The following is a 15,877-nucleotide window of genomic DNA, read 5'->3' on the forward strand; positions in this document are numbered from 1 at the left end:
GGAACACATGACAAACCCCGTAAAAGCCAAACTCATTGCCCAGGGTGGCGGCGATACTATCGAATTTATGTTCAACCCGGTAGAGCTGGAATTTAGCCGCAGTCTTAATCTCAACCGCTCGACCGGAGCCCGCACCAGCGAAGGCTTGCCCAAAATTAGCTTTGGCTCTCCCGAACCGTACCGCCTTACCCTCAGCAATCTAACATTTGACACCTACGAAACTGGAAAAAACGTTTACAACGAGTACATTAGCAAGCTCCGCAAAGCGGTCGAGTTTATGCAAAACAAAGAGCGCCCGCCCATCTATTTGTTTACATGGGGCAGCCAAGAATATCTCCGCTGTTTTGTGCAAACCCTGAGCTATAAACTCACGCTGTTTTTGCCCGATGGAACTCCTGTGCGTAGTATCGTCAATCTCACACTCGAGGAAATTAGCGAAACAACTCCAGCAGGAAACACGAGTACTCCTAGCTCTGGCTCAAACCGTACAGCAAACTCACGATGGGGTTAGCCATTATGAAGATCGGAGCGGTTCTTCTCCAACTTGAATGGGAAACATCTAACTCCGTCGCATTATCGACAGGCATGAACTCTGCCATCGGGCATGATGGCTTCGCAGAACTCAGTGTTTAAGATCTCGATTCCTTCCAAATTGACTCGATACAAATTGGCCCGCGAAAAGTCTGTGTTTTGAAGCTGAGTCAACCCTAAGTTCGCATTTAACAAGTTGGCATCGCGAAAGTCGGCTTGTTGCAAGTTGGCTCCTTGTAAGGTGGCTCCTTCCAAGTTGGCTCCTTGCAAATTGGCCCCTTCCAGGTTGGCATTGGCCAAGTTGGCTCCTTGCAAATTGGCCCCTTCCAGGTTGGTATCCGACAGGTCTGTTTCGCTGAGATCGGTGCCACTCAGGTCGGCCCCACGCAAATCGGTGCGGCGCAGGTTGGTTCCTGCAAGGTTAGAGCCGCGCAAGCGCACACCGGCCAAGTCGCCCCCGCGCAAGTTGGAAAGGCTGAGGGTGGCTTCCGTCAGGTCTGTGCCTTCGAGTCGAGCACGACGCAAGTTCACGCCCTCAAGCTGGGCTTCGCGTAGGTTGGCCACAAACAGGTTGGTGCGTTCCAGGTTGCTTTGGCGTAGGTCAGCCTGGGTGAGGTAGGCTCCGGACAGATCGGCCTCGGATAGGTTGGTTTGGCGCAGGTTGGCTTGGTCAAAATAGGCCAATGCCAGATCGGCTTCGGTCAAATTTGCCTCGGTGAGTTGGCTTTGGCGCAAGTCGGCGGCTTGTAGGCTGGCCTCGGTCAGGTTTGCCTGATTGAGCTGCGATCGCCGCACATCTGCCAAAAACAAGTCGGCCTCGGTCAAGTTGGCTTGGTTCATCACACTGTCTGATAAAAACGCCGCCTCCAGAGTTGCGCCTTGCAGGTTGGCTTCGGTTAGGTCGGCGCCGCGCAGGTCGGCTCCATTCAGATTGGCCCCTTGCAGGTTGGCTTCTCGCAGATCGCGATCGCCCAATCCTTCGGTAACCAAATCGCGCACCAATCGCCAACGATCGTCAATTTGAGTGCGATCGCTCAACATAGCCTGGTTAAGGCGGGCATTGTCGAGCCGAGCCCCGACCAAATTGGCCCCATCCAAATTGGCATTTCGCAGGTCGGCTCCGCGCAAGTCAGCCCCAAGCAAATATGCATCGCGCAGATCGGCTCCATTCAGGTTGGCCCCGCGTAAGTTGGCAGCATTGAGATTGGCCTGCCGCAGAAAAGCTTGCTGCAAATTGGCATTTTCTAAATTACAGCGATCGCACCGTCGAGTTTCGAGCAGGCGGACTAAATCTCGGGAGCTAGCGGCCTGGGCAACCGGACTCACCAGCACAGGTAAAAACAGCGCGATCATCATCCATTGCTTCATCACAAACTCCCTTAAACGTTCGACCTTTGGTGACTGTCAGCCATGCTCTTAGCATGGTTCAATGATCGCTGGGTGCCCTGCTCATATCGGATGTTTTAAGATTATTTTTGAGATTATCTAGATATCACACCACGATTTCATCATTTTCGGAATTATCTTTTAGTCGCTAGTTGTATAGCCTTCGTTCATTCCAAAAGTGATCTCACCAACGGAATTAAACAGGAATTAAACATGGGCCAGCCGATGGCTCTAAATTCATCCCCCGACCCATCGCAGGCTGTATCTCAATAGATAGACAAATGATTCCATAACAAAGCCAATGAGTTGACATCATCATCTTGACATAGCCATGGAGATTCCTGACATGACTTCATCACCATCAAGTTCTGCAAAACCTCATGTCATCGATATTCGCTACCATGTCGATCGACATTCCTAATGATTCAATCCAACGTTTTTTAGAAAAGGTTAGTGAGTATCTTAATCGTTGGCAACAATCGTCATGCTTCTCGTTTTCCTTTGACAGATGCAATGAATCATCTCAACCATCCACATAACATCCCTCCTGGAATTCTTTTTCTTACATGCCGCAATCCAAAAACAACGGCTGTAAGAATTCTGGCACAATCATTACAGCGGTTTTGGGCTGTCGGAATTCTCTTCACTCTGGGCTTGGCAGGGCCGCTCAGCATGAGTCAGCCTGCGATCGCCACACCTATCCCCATACCTCAGCCCAAATCCGAAGCGTTTGAGGCATTAGAAGACGTAGATTATTGGACCAGTTTGTGCCGTCTACAAACAAATGCTGGCGTGTTTGACAAAGCATTGGAAGCCTGCGAACAAGCAATCGCCCTTGAACCAGAAGATGCAAACCTGTGGGCCATGCGCAGCAACATTCTGCTGTATTTGCAAAACTATCCCGATGCGATCGCCTCGGCAGACCGTGCCATTCGCTTCGACGAAGAACACTCCTTAGCAATTACCTATCGCTGCATTGGCTATGCTGCCCTTGACAACAACGAAGCAGCGTTAGATGCCTGCAACGAAGCACTACGCACCAATGGCAACTGGGGAGGCATGTCTCCCGCACTGGCTTGGCTGAATCGAGGTGTGATTTTAAGCCAAGCCGGACAGTTGGAACAAGCCGCGATCGCCTTTGAGCGCACCTTGTTGATTGAACCCACAGATTCTCTAGCCTTGGCCTACCAATGCCGAACCTTGATAGATTTGGGGCAAGCACAAACCGCCCTAGCGAGCTGCGAAGCAGCACTAGCCGGCAACGGACGGTGGGGCACCGAATCCGAAGCCATGGCCTGGGCCGAGCAGGGCCGAGCCTATGAGCAACTGCGAAACTACCAGAGGGCGATCGCCGCGTACGATCAGGCCATTCGCATCAACCCCAACAGCGCCATCACCTGGGCCGAGCAGGGTCGTGTTTTGCAACAATTGAGTCGCTACGAAGAAGCGCTCACCTCGTTTACCCGGGCAACCGAGCTAGATGCCACCTATTCTTTGGCGCATTTGGGACGCTGTGCGGCACTCAATCGGCTCAACCAATACGAGCCCGCGTTAGAAGCTTGTAACCTGGCCTTGCAAGGCGATGGCCGCTGGGGCGAATTGGGCTTGGCCGAAGCCCTGGATCAGCGCAGCGTTGCCCTCACTGGGCAAGGCAAATACGAGGATGCCTTGGCCTCGGTCAACCGAGCCGTAGGCATTGTGCCCGACTATGCCGAGGCCCACAACCATCGGGCTGGCATCCTCTGGTATTTGGAACGCTACAGTGAGGCATTATCGGCCAATCGTCGGGCGCTGGAACTCAATCCCAATGATGTGTTGGCGTGGCTAAACCGGGGAGTAATTTTTCGATCGATGCAGCGCTATACCGAAGCGTTGGAGGCTTACGACCAGGGGTTAGAGATAGCGCCATATGATGAGGCGCTGTGGGCAAACCGCAGCGTAGTCTTGTGGCATCTTCAGCGGTATCAGGAGGCGGTCGCAGCAGCGGATCAGGCGATCGCCATCAACGCCAACTCAGCCCAAAGCTGGTACAACCGCGCCACGGCGCTTTCCGCTCTTAATCGGTTGGGAGAGGCACTGGCCGCGTACAACCGGGTCGTTGAACTCAACCCCCAAAACTCCGAAGCCCTAACAGCTCAGGGCCTGGTTCTCATTCGGCTGAGCCGATACCCAGAGGCGATCGCATCATTACAGGCGGCGATCGCCATCAACCCAGCCCAACCGTTGGCGCAGCAAAACCTGGAAGCCGCACAACAACTTTTGCAGCGATCGCAAACTCAAAAGCAACCGTAGCAGACTCGACCGCCACCCGATCTGGTCGTCTTTGAAATCTGGTTATTTTGTGGTGAACCGCGCACCACGCGTCATCGCCACAGCAATACCCACCACGTCAGTTCTGGATACACCAGAACCCTTTTTTTGCATCGCAACAGATACGCAAAAAGGGTTTTCTTGAGGTTGCGCGCTTTGCAACCCTCAGAAAAACCCTTCACCGCAGCTAACGTTGACCACAGGTTTTGCAACTGCGAGTTCGACCTTCGTCTAGGTGTGTTGATGATGGGTTTGTGCCAGAATCCCAGCGTAAGGCAAAGCCCTCATGCCTACCTTTCTAGACACCCATCAACCCACATCCGCAATTGATGAAATCTCGACCGTTAAATTCCTGGAATTTCAGATAGTTTGCACTTCAATTCTTCGACTGAAAAGCGAGTCGAGGTCTGCCATTCTTCAAGGGTGAATTGATAGCCATGGCGTTGAGCCATTTCCACAAAATCTTCGGGAGTTGGCGATGTATTTAAGAGTTCTTTCAAGGATGGATTAACTTGTACCTCGCGAAACAGACGAACCACTTGATCTAACGCCATTTTGCAATCCTCTTTGTTGTGAATACTCAAGATGAATCGAAGCAACGCTAGCATCATAACTAATTCAAAAAATTAGTCTTTCAAAGTGAACAAAAAATTAATAAATCCCTCTTATTCCATCATTGACCTCGGTATTACAAGCCGATTAATCAAGTAGAATTTGTGTGTTTTCCATAACTTCACTTCATGCCAGAAAGTTCATAACTACGGACATCAAACATCTTTAGAACAGCGAAATAAAGAATTTTCATGAAATATTTTATGGTTAGAATGGCTATCGCTTTCTCTTCATTGCTGGGTTTTTGATAGTGGATATTAAGAAATCAGCCCAATCCATGCAAAGTCGGATTCTTCAGCATCCGATCGCCAAAAAGGTATCGCGTTACCGGGTGGTCGTCGCTCAGTGGAAATGGCTGAAAACCACTCTGGACAAACTTGCACCAACCGAGGTGGCCGATGAAGCCGCCGATGGGAGCGATCGCTCCTCTTCTGTGCCACCCGAGGCTCAGCCACTTTCCCCCATCATTGCCCTGCCAGGGTTAGAGCCTCTACTTTCCTATTACCAACAGTATCCTTGCAAGATTGGCACCCCGCTCAACTGTGCCCATGCCTTGCGAGCGGTGCAAAACGATCCAGCCGCGATCGCCTGCCCGCACTGCGGTTTTCCCACTCCATTAGCGGCTCAAACGGTCATTGTGGGCAACCAGGGCAGCTACCGCATTGAGCATTGTTTGGGGCAACGTGGCATTGCGCGGCTATACAGCGTCACCCAAATTGGCAGCGAAGCCTCCATGACCCTGCGGGAATATGTGCTGCCCAAGCGCTATTTCAATGAGCGCGAACAAGTCCAACGCCAACAACTATTTCGGAATCTTGTGGGGCTTGATCTAGCGGATGGCCGATCGCAAGATTTGCGGGTGATGACCCCGATTGAGGCGATATCGCCCCCCAACGAAGGGCGCGCCTACCTGATTTTGCCAGCGGAAGAACAGTCGCTCTCCCTGAGCCACGTGCTGTCCAACCGTTCAGCCTTTACCGGCAACGAAGTGTATCAGGTATTGCGGCAGGTCTTACAAACCCTAGTCGGTCTGCATCAGCAAAAATATATGCTGTCGCCAGGACGGGTTCAAACCGGAGTGGTGCATGGCAAGGTACGGCTGTCGAGTTTGCTGTGGGTGCCCCAGGGCAGCCAGTGGTTTATCTACCTTACAGACTTTGCCATTTGGGAAGAATGCTTTAACCCAATCGTGCTGGAGGTGCTCAACCACGATGTGCAGGAAGACTTGGCAGGGCTAGGAGCCGTTGCGTTTTATCTGCTGGTGGGTCAGCTCACAGATGCCAGCGGTCAACGGCTCAATCCCAAAGTGGATGCCCATTGGCCGACGGTGTATCCACCACTCAAGTTTTTTATTTTGCGACTGTTGGGGGTTGAGGCGCCGTTTGAGCATGCGGCAGCGGCTCACCAGGCGCTGTTACAGCTTCCTCCCGAACCCATCACCAACGAGATTGCCCCCGCCAGCATCACGGTTGTCCGGCGGCGATCGCACTGGCGGCAGGCCATTTCTCTGATTTTGTGGATAGCAGCAATCGCACTAGGAGGATGGTTTTTGTGGACGTTACTACGTCCCAAACCGTTGGAAGCACAACGCACCCCTCCGCCCTGCTGTTTTGAAGAGGTGGGTGCTGTCCCTGAAGGCAGCTTTACCTACACCGCGATCGCAGGTGATGTTTGGGAGGATCTGTTAAGGCTTCAGCCGCAAGAAAATCCCGGACAAACTGTTGCCCAACAGTTGGCAATCGATCAGCCCAAAGCCCAACTCCGCTACCAACCCTCGGCCTCGGTCGATGAAGCCCTGGAAAAATTGCGCACGCGGCAGGCCGACTTTGCCGTTTTGCCCGTGCTGAATGACCTCCCCATTGACATGGCATCGGAAACCATTGCCTATGATGGGTTGGCGGTGGTGGTGGCCTTTAACTACCAGGGGCGATCCCAGGGATTGCCCGACAGCCTGCGCGGCAGCATTACCCTGGCCGCCGTCCAAGAGCTGTACCAAAACCCCGTTGCCCTCTGGAACGATGTGCAGCCTTCCATTCGCTTACCGCTGCAACGCTATGTCAACCGCAGCCCTTCGGTACAAACGGCGCTTCGGCACTTCGTGCTGCAAGACGAGTTGCCCGCAGGTGCCAGCCCAGTCGCATTGGAAACGATCCCCATGCTGCGCACCATTATTCGCGATTTTGAAGAGAACCGAATCGGCAGCATCGGTATTACGTCGCTTAGCTCCATCGAAGGCCAATGTTCGGTCTATCCCCTGGCGATTCAGGCACCGGGACAAGCTGCCCAACAGGCCATTCGCCAAGCCAATGGACAGCCCATTCAGCCCGATGTGGATTTGTGTCGGCGGAAAGGCACTTACCAAATTGATAGTGAAGCGTTGCGATCGCGCACGTATCCCTTGGCGTACCCCATCGCCGTTGTGTACCGACGCGACAATCGGCTGCCACCCATTGGCCCCAAGTTTGCAGCTCTGTTTTTGAGTGAAGAAGGCCAAAGTTACATTCACCAGGTCAACCTCATTGGCGTTATCGACCCGCCCCAAGCTGGGTTCACTCCGTCACGTTAGCCCTGGCTCACGCCATCCCCACTCCAAACCTGGGTAGATGAGGCAGCTGTGCCTTCCCCAGCATGAAAACCCAGCATGGCAACAGCGTAAACCCCGAAAATTGCCCCCAAGAAGACCAGCCCTAACTTTATCTCTATCAGACTAAATTTCGGTCGGTTCAAAGGGGAACCGTCACTAGTAGTCTAGAAAGACTGCCTTTCTTTCAACGTGTTCGATTCATGCAAAAAACTAACGCTTTCGCGATTCTTGCCCCGGTGCCCGAGCAGCATCTCATTTCAGGATTAGAGGCGATCGCCGCTCAGCTCGACGCTGAAGACCTACCGCCCGATCATCGGCCCAAAGTCGCCTATGGCAGCATGTCATTTGAGGTGTTTGGGGAAGTGGAAAAGCTGCGCGCGGGTCGTGCTGTCGAGGTGTTCATCTACGCATCGGATGCCCAGGGAGAACAGCCACTCAACCCCGAAGTCACGTGGCGCGGGCTGTATGTGAGCGTGGTGGCCTCCCGTCGGGGGCGCTATCCTGGCAAAGCCATTCACCGTCCGGCCTCTACCGCGCATGATACGCCAACCTGGGCCGTATTTTGGGAGCTGCAAGAACTCGAACGGTTGAAAACTCCCATCCCCATTGGCAAATTGCGCGGCCATAAGAAAAAGACCGACTACCAGCCTCGCTTCATTCCCGAAGGGCCAGTTATTATCGAATATCCCGCTGGTACTACCAGCAAACGGGCAACTCCCACCACCGACCAGACAACTCCCCCAACCGACCGTGTACTTCCTTCGACCCGCAGCCTCTACCGATACCGATAAAGCGGCGATCGCCCGCATTTGCCAACACACCTGGGATGGCGAAGACGACTACATCATGGATGTGTGGGACGAGTGGATTGCCGATCCATCCGGATGCATTCTGCTGCTAGAAGTCGATAGCCAGCCCATTGGCATGGTGCGATTAACCCGGCTCTCCAACAGCGAAGGGTGGATCGAGGGGCTACGGGTTGATCGCACACATCGCCAACAGGGATGGGGCAGCGTCCTGATTGATGCAGCGATGCAACAGGCGGCGACGCTGGGCTTGAGCACAGTTCGCACCTGCATTCATCAACACAACGCCATCATGCACGGCTTCATTCAACGACGGGGCTATGGCGGATTGGGCGACTATGGTTGGTATCGTGCAAACTGCGTTTCCCAAGCGCCTTCCGTCTTACAACCGCTACAGTTGGACGATCTAGAGATGGCTTGGGCCGCACTGCATCGTTTTCAGCCGAGAACCGAATCTTGCCTGTTTGTGTGTCGAGGAGCCAAGTGGCAACGCCACACCCAAGCCGCGCTGGCTCAACGCTTGCAGCAGGGCTGGGTGTGGGGCGAGGTGCGATCGCGCACACTCCACAGCTTGTTCATCCGCAGCAGCATGGATACGCCCGATGGCACGTTTTGGGTGGGCTGGGTGGGCGGCACACCCGAAGCAATGGGCATGGCCCTGCAAGATATTCGCCGATTGGCTCATCAGCTCGGGTTTCCGTATGCCGGAGGGTTCTTTCCGCAAACGCAGCCAGCAATCGACCAGTTATCAGCCACGGACTACACGTTCCAAGCCCCAAACATGTACAGGGTGTACGAAATTAAGGTGAATGACCCAGTGGGGCGATCGCTCCATTAACAGCGAAGCAACCCAATTCCACGGCCATTGCCAAGCCCTGCCACACGCACGGCTAAAGGTCCTGTCGCTTACTCTGCAAGTTGCCAAAAAATTCGCTACGCTAATGGTTAGCTTAGCTAACTATTTTTTGCTCAAGGCCAACTGCACGCATGATCACCCAAGCTCGACCTACCGCTCAGTGTGCCGCCGCCCTAATGACCCATGTTCCAGCAGTCATCCGCAGCTTACGGGCAGAGCTGCGGCAGCATGGCCAGCCACACTTCTCGCTATCGCAACTGCGAGTGCTGTATTTTCTGAATCGACAGCCCCACTCATCTCTATCAGAAGTCGCAGACTATTTGGATGTAACCCGGCCCACCATGTCGGCCATGGTTGATCGATTGGTGCAGCGGGGCCTAGTGCAGCGAATAGACGATCCCCACGAGCGGCGACGCGTAGCCTTGTCACTGACTCCGATCGGCAGCGACGCGCTAGAGCAGGTGTATGGAGCAACCCTGTTCAGCGTTGAACAACGATTGAACAGGCTGGACGAAGAACAACTGAGCCAAGTCATGGTCGGATTATCCATTTTGGGAGAGCTATTTTCCGACTCCTAAACCAACGGCTAGACCAAGACAGGCCCTCTTGCAGTCGAGGCTGTTCATCGATCTTTCCCCTCGAAACCCTGCCACGTGGCAGCTGAGGCTATTCACAGTGATTGAAAGCGGGTCACGATGATTCAAAGTTGTTCAATAAGGGTGTGCCTATGGCAGTTGTGACCATTCAAGATTTGACAAAGCGATTTGGCCCAAAAGCAGCGGTTGATGGATTTAACCTAACGGTGGAGCCAGGGGAGGTGTTTGGCCTTTTGGGGCCGAATGGTGCAGGCAAAAGTACCATCATCAAAATGCTGACAACGCTGCTGCCATCGAGTGCGGGGCGGGCTGCGATCGCCGGATACGATATTACTCGCCAGCCCATGGCGGTGCAGCGACGCATTGGCTATGTGCCCCAAGCGCTATCGGTAGATGGCACCTTGACCGGGTATGAAAATTTGCTGATTTTGGCCAAGCTGTATGGGGTTTCCCATCGGCACCGCACAGAACGAATTCGCGCTGCATTGCACTACGTTGGGCTGGATAGCGTGGCCCATCGGCTCGTCAACACCTACTCTGGCGGCATGATTCGGCGGTTGGAAATTGCCCAAGCGACTCTCCATCAGCCGATGGTGTTGTTTTTGGATGAACCAACGGTTGGCCTCGATCCGGTAGCGCGCAAAGCCATGTGGGATCTGATTTTGCAGCTTCGGCGCGATCACAACACCACGGTGTTTCTCACCACGCACTTTATGGACGAAGCAGATGCTCTGTGCGATCGCATCGCCATCCTATACCAGGGGCAGCAAGTGGCGATCGGCACGCCCGACAGTCTCAAGGCCGCCGTGCCCCAACCCAACGCCACCATGGACGACGTGTTCATCCACTACACCGGAGACTATCTCACCACCAACGAAGAGGGAGGCTACAGTGACACTTCAACCACACGACGCACCGCTCAACGGCTGGGATAAGCGCGATCGCACCAGATTGGGAATTCGCGAATTTGTCACCAAAGCCCTGGTGGCGGCAGAGCTGGAAATCCGCAAGCTGCGCCACGACCCCGTACAGCTGTTTACGCGGGCTGTGCAGCCTGTTCTGTGGCTCACCATTTTTGGTCAAGTGTTTACCCAGGTGCGTGGCATCCCAACGGGAGGTTTGAGCTACATCGACTTTATGACGCCGGGAATTCTGGCCCAGAGCGTCCTGTTTATGTCCATTTTCACCGGGCTACAGGTCATCTGGGAAAAGGATCTGGGCATTTTGCACAAGCTAATGGTGAGCCCTGCGCCTCGGTCGGCACTCGTATTAGGTAAGGCGATCGGTGCCGGGGTGCGCTGCCTGTCACAGTTGGTGATTGTATATGTGGTGGCGCTGTTTTTGCAGGTGAACTTGGACTGGAATCCGCTGGCAGTCGTAGGCGTGGCGATCGCCGTTATGCTAGGCGCGGCTCTGTTTTCTACACTGTCGCTCATTGTTTCCTGCTGGGCACAAACCCACGAGCGGGTCATGGGAGTGGGACAGTTGATGATGATGCCACTCTTTTTTGCTAGCAACGCCATCTACCCCATTTCCATCATGCCAACCTGGCTGCAAGTCATGTCGCGCCTTAACCCGCTGACCTATTTGGTCGATTCTCTACGAACCATGATGCTGGTTGGCCAACAGCCCGAAAGCTACAGCCTATGGCTGGATTTTGCCGTTTTGACAGGGGTCAGTGCGGGTTTGATTGCGTTTTGTGGCCGATTATATCCACGGCTAGTTCGGTAGCGTTTTGAATTGTGTTGCACCTCTGCGGTGATGGTTTGTGGCACGGGGATAAGGCCGAAGCCATACACTATCACCCCGGCTCTCTAACATCACCCATACATAACGTCAGCTTTGGTTACGGGCTGTTTTCAGGTTTCGCAGTATGCGACCTCGAAACAGCCCATTGTTGTGTGCGTAACCTGGGCACGTTAGCGGCTCCAAAACTCATCCACACACCCTCGCCACACCGAAAACATCAACAGGCTTACCGGGCAAGCTTGAACTTTCGCGGTGAGTATGGCATAGTGCTGTTAAATGAATCTACTTAATTTCTACCAGATTACCGTAGATTTATATGGTTACAGTATTACCGTTTTACATTTCGCTCATCATGTTTCGGAATGCGGCTGGATCAAGACCTGTCGTATGCTGCATTGAACGACGCGATCGCGCGATTTCCTTACAAAAATTCATTACGATAGGAGCAGTTTGAACATGCAACCTATGGGGTTGATGCTCGGTTTTGGGTTCAAATTTTAGGTCGCACGCCGTTGCTGAATTTGAGTTCGTTTTTAGCTCAAGCCTATTTTGGCTCAGGTATTCATTAATCTAGTGAGTTCAGTTTGTCTTAGGTGGCAGATTTAGACGCCCAGTCAGCTCAAGGTTGATCCAGGCTTTTAGATTCGCCCATCGGTTAGCTCAAATCGGTCCCAATCACTCATGCAAGCACATGACTGGTCGATCACCTCTGTATCACCCTTTTCTTGAGACTTATCATGACAACTGCTAAACCAAACCCATTCAACCCAGAGAATGCATCTCAATCTGTGTTGCATTCACTCGACAATGTAGTGCCACATCCCGCTCAGTTCTCAAAGTCATTCGTTTCTCCATCTCACGAAGTATCCATTGAAGCATCAACTCAGTCATCCTGCTCGCCTTCATCATCCTGCAAGTCGCTTGCCGATGTCATCAACGAGGGTGGACACATTAGCTGTTAATTTTATCAGCACGTTTGTTTGTGCTGTCATGTCTCAATGGTGTTTCCTAAGGTGAGTCAAGTTGGCTCACCTTAGGGTGTTTTGAGTGTGTTTTGCGGTTTTGCAGCATGGTCATCGGTACAACTGCAGCCCCAGCGGTGTGATCCCCAAACCACCCAGTTCATCGCTTATGGGCAACAGCTCAGCTCGTCTAGCCTTTGACATATGGCCATTGGTAGATGAATCCTGGTTCAATTTTTGGCTAGACTAAAATCCCTCCAACCTTATTTTCATTAAGCCAGGTTGTGCTGAGCTTCCGAACATATGACATCTAGATTTGAAAAAGTCGCACAGAAACGTGGGTTGGATCGCCCAAGTTTGATCTTATTAATATTGGGTGTGTTGGTACCGCTTCAATTTTTTGCAGTTGTGGCGCTGCTGGTGTGGCAACGGGTAGGTGGCTTAGCTTGGGATGAGCCTTTGCTCTTGGCCATTCACCATACATCTACTCCGCAATTCGATACCGCCGCGATCGCCCTTACTCGTTTGGGTTCTGCTTGGTTTGTGCTGCCCGGTGTGGTTATTGCGGCAGGGCTTTGTGCATTTGCTCGTCGGTGGCGATCGCTGCTGTATTTAACCTTGTCCCTTGGCGGCAATGCTTTGATTAACCAAGCAGGAAAAGCAGTCTGGCATCGGGCTCGTCCTCAGCTTTGGGATTCGGCTTATCCTCTACCAGTAGATTTTTCATTTCCGAGTGGACATGCCATGACAAGCATGGCTGTTGCGGCAACGCTGGTTGTGCTGTTATGGCACAGCCGTTGGCGCTGGATAGCCATTACTTTGAGCACGGCCTACGTTATCGTTGTCGGCTGGACCCGGCTGTACTTGGGAGTGCATTATCCCAGCGATATTGTCGCAGGTTGGATGGTAGCGATCGCCTGGAGCATTAGCCTTTGTTGGTTTATTCAACCGGGTCGCTATTTACAGCCATCATCACCGCCGTCTCAGTCATCTCATCTTGCCATCAAAGCATAGTCACCCTTCGTCGCAATCACCAGTAGCAAGCACTAGTAGCAAACACTAGTAGCAAGCACTCCAGGTAGGCAGCGCAAATATAGGGATTACGAATCTATCTATCGGGAAGATGCAATCGCATGCGATCGCAAACAATATGCGTTCCCATACAATTCATCACCTTGTTCAATAATCTATTCCGAATTGAATGATGATTTCTCTCCGTCGGAAGACGCACACCTGATCTAGAGCTTGATAGCCTTCAAGGCAGAGAGAGAAATTCCCTCAAATCCACTCCAGTGATTTGTTCTGCTTCACCAATCTGCTGAACCGAAAAGATTATGAAAGCCTCCGCCATCCTTCCCCTGCTTAAGGCCACCTACACTGAATGGACAGAGGACAAAGTACCTCGATTAGCAGCGGCGTTGGCTTACTTCACAATATTTTCCTTAGCTCCGTTATTAGTGATTGCTATTTCGATCGCCGCCTTCTTTTTTGGCGAAGAGGCCGCTCGTGGACAGGTTGTTGGCCAAATCCAAGGCTTGCTTGGCCCCGAAGGAGCCGAAGCCATAGAAGCCATGATCGCCAATGCCAATCGCGCTGAAGGTGGCTTTGTAGCAACCATTGTGGGAATTGTGACACTTTTGCTGGGGGCATCAGGCGTATTTGGCCAATTGCAAGATGCGCTCAACACAATTTGGGAGGTTGCCCCCAAGCCAGGAAAAGGAATTGCAAATTTTATTCGCAGCCGTTTCTTATCATTTGGCATGGTGGTGGTGATCGGCTTTTTGCTGCTGGTTTCACTCGTGCTGAGTGCTGTTTTGGCAGGAATTGGCACCTACTTCAATGGCGTGATGCCGGGTTTTGCGCCCTTGTGGGAACTCGTCAATTTTGTGGTTTCGTTTGGAGTGATTACCTTCCTGTTTGCCCTCATCTATAAAGTGCTGCCCGATGTGCACATTACCTGGGGCGATGTATGGACCGGTGCAGCCGTGACCGCATTGTTATTTACCATTGGCCGTACGCTCATTGGCATTTATTTAGGCAGTGCGGCCATTGGCTCGGCCTATGGGGCAGCAGGTTCTTTGGTTATTGTGCTCGTGTGGGTGTTCTATTCAGCACAGATTCTGCTGTTTGGGGCTGAGTTTACTCAAGTCTATGCTCGTCGCTATGGCTCCCAAATTCGCCCCACCTCATTTGCGGTGTCCCTATCCGAAGAAGATCGCGTACAGCAGGGCATGCCCAGCAAAAAGTTTGTCGAGGCCATTGCCGAAGCGGAAGAAGACCCTACGGCGAACCCTTCTGGTAGCACTACTCTTCCACGAGATTTCAATTCGTTGAGGGCTCCCAGTTCAAGTCAGCGATCGCCCAACGATGCATCCCTTTCCAGCGAGCAGCCCACTCCAAATTCCTCAGTTGCCGATCAAGGTATCAACGAATCAACCACTCCTCAACGCTCGGCAACCCATGCCCCAGGACTTCTACCCGTTCTTTTGGGATCTGTTGTAGCGATCGCAGATGCTATCCGCCAGTCTTCCCGCAAAAATCATCGCAACCGCCGTATCCGCTAGTCATCCACACAATTTGGCTCGCTATAGCCAAATTGTGTGGGTGTGCAGGGTTATGGTTATTGGTCTATCTGGTTAGCGAACCTTCCAGATCAAACGCGCCAAGGCCCACCGCGCAATCATCGAAACAACCGCTCATCCTTCAAACTGATTGCCACCAACGGATTGATTCACCCAACTGACGGGGTGATATTTTGACAGACCTATTTTTGAACCATCTACTTTTTAAAAAACCTGGTTGTAACGGAGTTAGGACTATGTTGTGTACGTGGTTTCAGCAACGTCGAGAAAAACGCTATCAGCAAGGTTGCCGCGATCGCATGTATGGCGTGCGTCCCCAAATGGACGATGCGGCCTATTTAATGGGCTACCTTTCCAACCGACCAGAAGGGCTAGATGAAGTTGTTCAGCACTTTTCCACCGTTGAAGACTATCTCACTTGGAGACAAAACACACTGAAATCGAGATACCCATAGCAACTCATCTCTCGGCCAAGCCAGTAACTCTCCTGCACGATTTTTTTGGAACAAGAAGCGTTGTACAGCTTAGACGTGCAGCTCTTCTTGCAGAAGGGGAGTATACTTCAACGTCCAAAAAATCAGAGTGGTTAGCGAATGAGTTTAGGTAGCACGAGCAGAGTCCACGTTAAACCCAAAATCATTTGCGATGGATAAGCCCCCTCGCATGTTTACCCTTGAGACCCTAGCAGATACAGCTCAGTCAATTCAAACAAAAAGGGAGGGGGATAGACGACCCCAATACCAACATCCAAACGGCCAGAGCAGCCTTGAAGGGCTACCCTTCCTGATCTCGCTTGGGCCAATAGGGTTAACACCAGTTTCATGGTGCTTTAGCTTATCCAGAACTTACGCATTTATGTTGTGGGCGGGGTGCGAAGCACCCCCCCCCCCACAAAAAAACACC

14 protein-coding genes are annotated in these 15,877 nt (G+C 52.5%); 11 read left to right on the forward strand and 3 right to left on the reverse strand.

Annotated features, from left to right (window positions below):
• Nucleotides 1-7 precede the first annotated feature (7 nt).
• Nucleotides 8-511, forward strand: coding sequence for a hypothetical protein (locus tag ACQ4M4_RS18300; protein WP_430685890.1), 504 nt, complete (start codon nt 8-10; stop codon nt 509-511).
• A gap of 62 nt (nt 512-573) precedes the next feature.
• On the opposite strand, the gene ACQ4M4_RS18305 is transcribed toward ACQ4M4_RS18300, so the two are convergent.
• Nucleotides 574-1,899, reverse strand: a complete 1,326-nt coding sequence (locus ACQ4M4_RS18305; RefSeq protein ID WP_430685891.1) for a pentapeptide repeat-containing protein — start codon at nt 1,897-1,899, stop codon at nt 574-576.
• 531 nt (nt 1,900-2,430) lie between these two features.
• Here ACQ4M4_RS18305 and ACQ4M4_RS18310 point away from each other — a divergent pair.
• Nucleotides 2,431-4,209 carry a tetratricopeptide repeat protein gene (locus ACQ4M4_RS18310; protein WP_430685892.1) on the forward strand — a complete coding sequence of 593 codons (1,779 nt, stop codon included), beginning with the start codon at nt 2,431-2,433 and terminating at the stop codon, nt 4,207-4,209.
• 362 nt (nt 4,210-4,571) lie between these two features.
• On the opposite strand, the gene ACQ4M4_RS18315 is transcribed toward ACQ4M4_RS18310, so the two are convergent.
• Complete coding sequence (locus ACQ4M4_RS18315) at nt 4,572-4,781, reverse strand: Nif11-like leader peptide family natural product precursor (RefSeq protein ID WP_430685893.1); 210 nt, start codon at nt 4,779-4,781, stop codon at nt 4,572-4,574.
• A gap of 335 nt (nt 4,782-5,116) precedes the next feature.
• On the opposite strand from ACQ4M4_RS18315, the gene ACQ4M4_RS18320 reads away from it, so the two are divergent.
• From ACQ4M4_RS18320 to ACQ4M4_RS18360, 9 genes are all read left to right on the forward strand, one after another.
• Complete coding sequence (locus ACQ4M4_RS18320) at nt 5,117-7,405, forward strand: hypothetical protein (RefSeq protein ID WP_430685894.1); 2,289 nt, start codon at nt 5,117-5,119, stop codon at nt 7,403-7,405.
• A gap of 218 nt (nt 7,406-7,623) precedes the next feature.
• The gene (locus tag ACQ4M4_RS18325; protein WP_430685895.1) at nt 7,624-8,214 is read left to right on the forward strand and encodes a hypothetical protein; all 591 of its coding nucleotides are present in this window, start codon (nt 7,624-7,626) and stop codon (nt 8,212-8,214) included.
• Nucleotides 8,174-9,067, forward strand: a complete 894-nt coding sequence (locus ACQ4M4_RS18330) for a GNAT family N-acetyltransferase (protein WP_430685896.1) — start codon at nt 8,174-8,176, stop codon at nt 9,065-9,067. The genes ACQ4M4_RS18325 and ACQ4M4_RS18330 overlap by 41 nt, the downstream gene beginning before the upstream one ends.
• Before the next feature lie 149 nt (nt 9,068-9,216).
• Nucleotides 9,217-9,663 carry a MarR family winged helix-turn-helix transcriptional regulator gene (locus tag ACQ4M4_RS18335; RefSeq protein ID WP_430685897.1) on the forward strand — a complete coding sequence of 149 codons (447 nt, stop codon included), beginning with the start codon at nt 9,217-9,219 and terminating at the stop codon, nt 9,661-9,663.
• 149 nt (nt 9,664-9,812) lie between these two features.
• Nucleotides 9,813-10,616: an ABC transporter ATP-binding protein gene (locus tag ACQ4M4_RS18340; RefSeq protein WP_430685898.1), complete on the forward strand. Its 804-nt coding sequence runs from the start codon at nt 9,813-9,815 to the stop codon at nt 10,614-10,616.
• Complete coding sequence (locus ACQ4M4_RS18345; RefSeq protein WP_430685899.1) at nt 10,573-11,412, forward strand: ABC transporter permease; 840 nt, start codon at nt 10,573-10,575, stop codon at nt 11,410-11,412. The genes ACQ4M4_RS18340 and ACQ4M4_RS18345 overlap by 44 nt, the downstream gene beginning before the upstream one ends.
• 1,283 nt (nt 11,413-12,695) lie before the next feature.
• A complete protein-coding gene (locus ACQ4M4_RS18350; protein ID WP_430685900.1) occupies nt 12,696-13,406 on the forward strand; it encodes a phosphatase PAP2 family protein in 711 nt (236 codons plus the stop codon).
• Nucleotides 13,407-13,726: 320 nt separating this feature from the next.
• Nucleotides 13,727-14,956 carry a YihY/virulence factor BrkB family protein gene (locus tag ACQ4M4_RS18355; protein ID WP_430685901.1) on the forward strand — a complete coding sequence of 410 codons (1,230 nt, stop codon included), beginning with the start codon at nt 13,727-13,729 and terminating at the stop codon, nt 14,954-14,956.
• A gap of 254 nt (nt 14,957-15,210) precedes the next feature.
• Nucleotides 15,211-15,429, forward strand: a complete 219-nt coding sequence (locus ACQ4M4_RS18360) for a hypothetical protein (protein ID WP_430685902.1) — start codon at nt 15,211-15,213, stop codon at nt 15,427-15,429.
• Between the two features lie 212 nt (nt 15,430-15,641).
• Here ACQ4M4_RS18360 and ACQ4M4_RS18365 read toward each other — a convergent pair whose 3' ends face one another.
• Nucleotides 15,642-15,797, reverse strand: a complete 156-nt coding sequence (locus ACQ4M4_RS18365; RefSeq protein ID WP_430685903.1) for a hypothetical protein — start codon at nt 15,795-15,797, stop codon at nt 15,642-15,644.
• Between the last annotated feature and the right edge of the window lie 80 nt (nt 15,798-15,877).

Origin of the sequence: Leptolyngbya sp. AN02str (genome assembly GCF_050565595.1) — a bacterium.
GTDB lineage: Bacteria > Cyanobacteriota > Cyanobacteriia > Elainellales > Elainellaceae > Kaiparowitsia.

What these genes read in the sequence shown, in the direction of transcription:
- ACQ4M4_RS18320 (WP_430685894.1), top strand. Translation starts at nt 5,117, where the DNA reads ATGCAAAGTCGGATTCTTCAGCATCCGATCGCCAAAAAGGTATCGCGT.
- ACQ4M4_RS18340 (WP_430685898.1), top strand. Translation starts at nt 9,813, where the DNA reads ATGGCAGTTGTGACCATTCAAGATTTGACAAAGCGATTTGGCCCAAAA.
- ACQ4M4_RS18325 (WP_430685895.1), top strand. Translation starts at nt 7,624, where the DNA reads ATGCAAAAAACTAACGCTTTCGCGATTCTTGCCCCGGTGCCCGAGCAG.
- ACQ4M4_RS18355 (WP_430685901.1), top strand. Translation starts at nt 13,727, where the DNA reads ATGAAAGCCTCCGCCATCCTTCCCCTGCTTAAGGCCACCTACACTGAA.
- ACQ4M4_RS18335 (WP_430685897.1), top strand. Translation starts at nt 9,217, where the DNA reads ATGATCACCCAAGCTCGACCTACCGCTCAGTGTGCCGCCGCCCTAATG.
- ACQ4M4_RS18315 (WP_430685893.1), bottom strand. Translation starts at nt 4,781, where the DNA reads ATGGCGTTAGATCAAGTGGTTCGTCTGTTTCGCGAGGTACAAGTTAAT.
- ACQ4M4_RS18365 (WP_430685903.1), bottom strand. Translation starts at nt 15,797, where the DNA reads ATGAAACTGGTGTTAACCCTATTGGCCCAAGCGAGATCAGGAAGGGTA.
- ACQ4M4_RS18305 (WP_430685891.1), bottom strand. Translation starts at nt 1,899, where the DNA reads ATGAAGCAATGGATGATGATCGCGCTGTTTTTACCTGTGCTGGTGAGT.
- ACQ4M4_RS18300 (WP_430685890.1), top strand. Translation starts at nt 8, where the DNA reads ATGACAAACCCCGTAAAAGCCAAACTCATTGCCCAGGGTGGCGGCGAT.
- ACQ4M4_RS18310 (WP_430685892.1), top strand. Translation starts at nt 2,431, where the DNA reads ATGAATCATCTCAACCATCCACATAACATCCCTCCTGGAATTCTTTTT.
- ACQ4M4_RS18360 (WP_430685902.1), top strand. Translation starts at nt 15,211, where the DNA reads ATGTTGTGTACGTGGTTTCAGCAACGTCGAGAAAAACGCTATCAGCAA.
- ACQ4M4_RS18350 (WP_430685900.1), top strand. Translation starts at nt 12,696, where the DNA reads ATGACATCTAGATTTGAAAAAGTCGCACAGAAACGTGGGTTGGATCGC.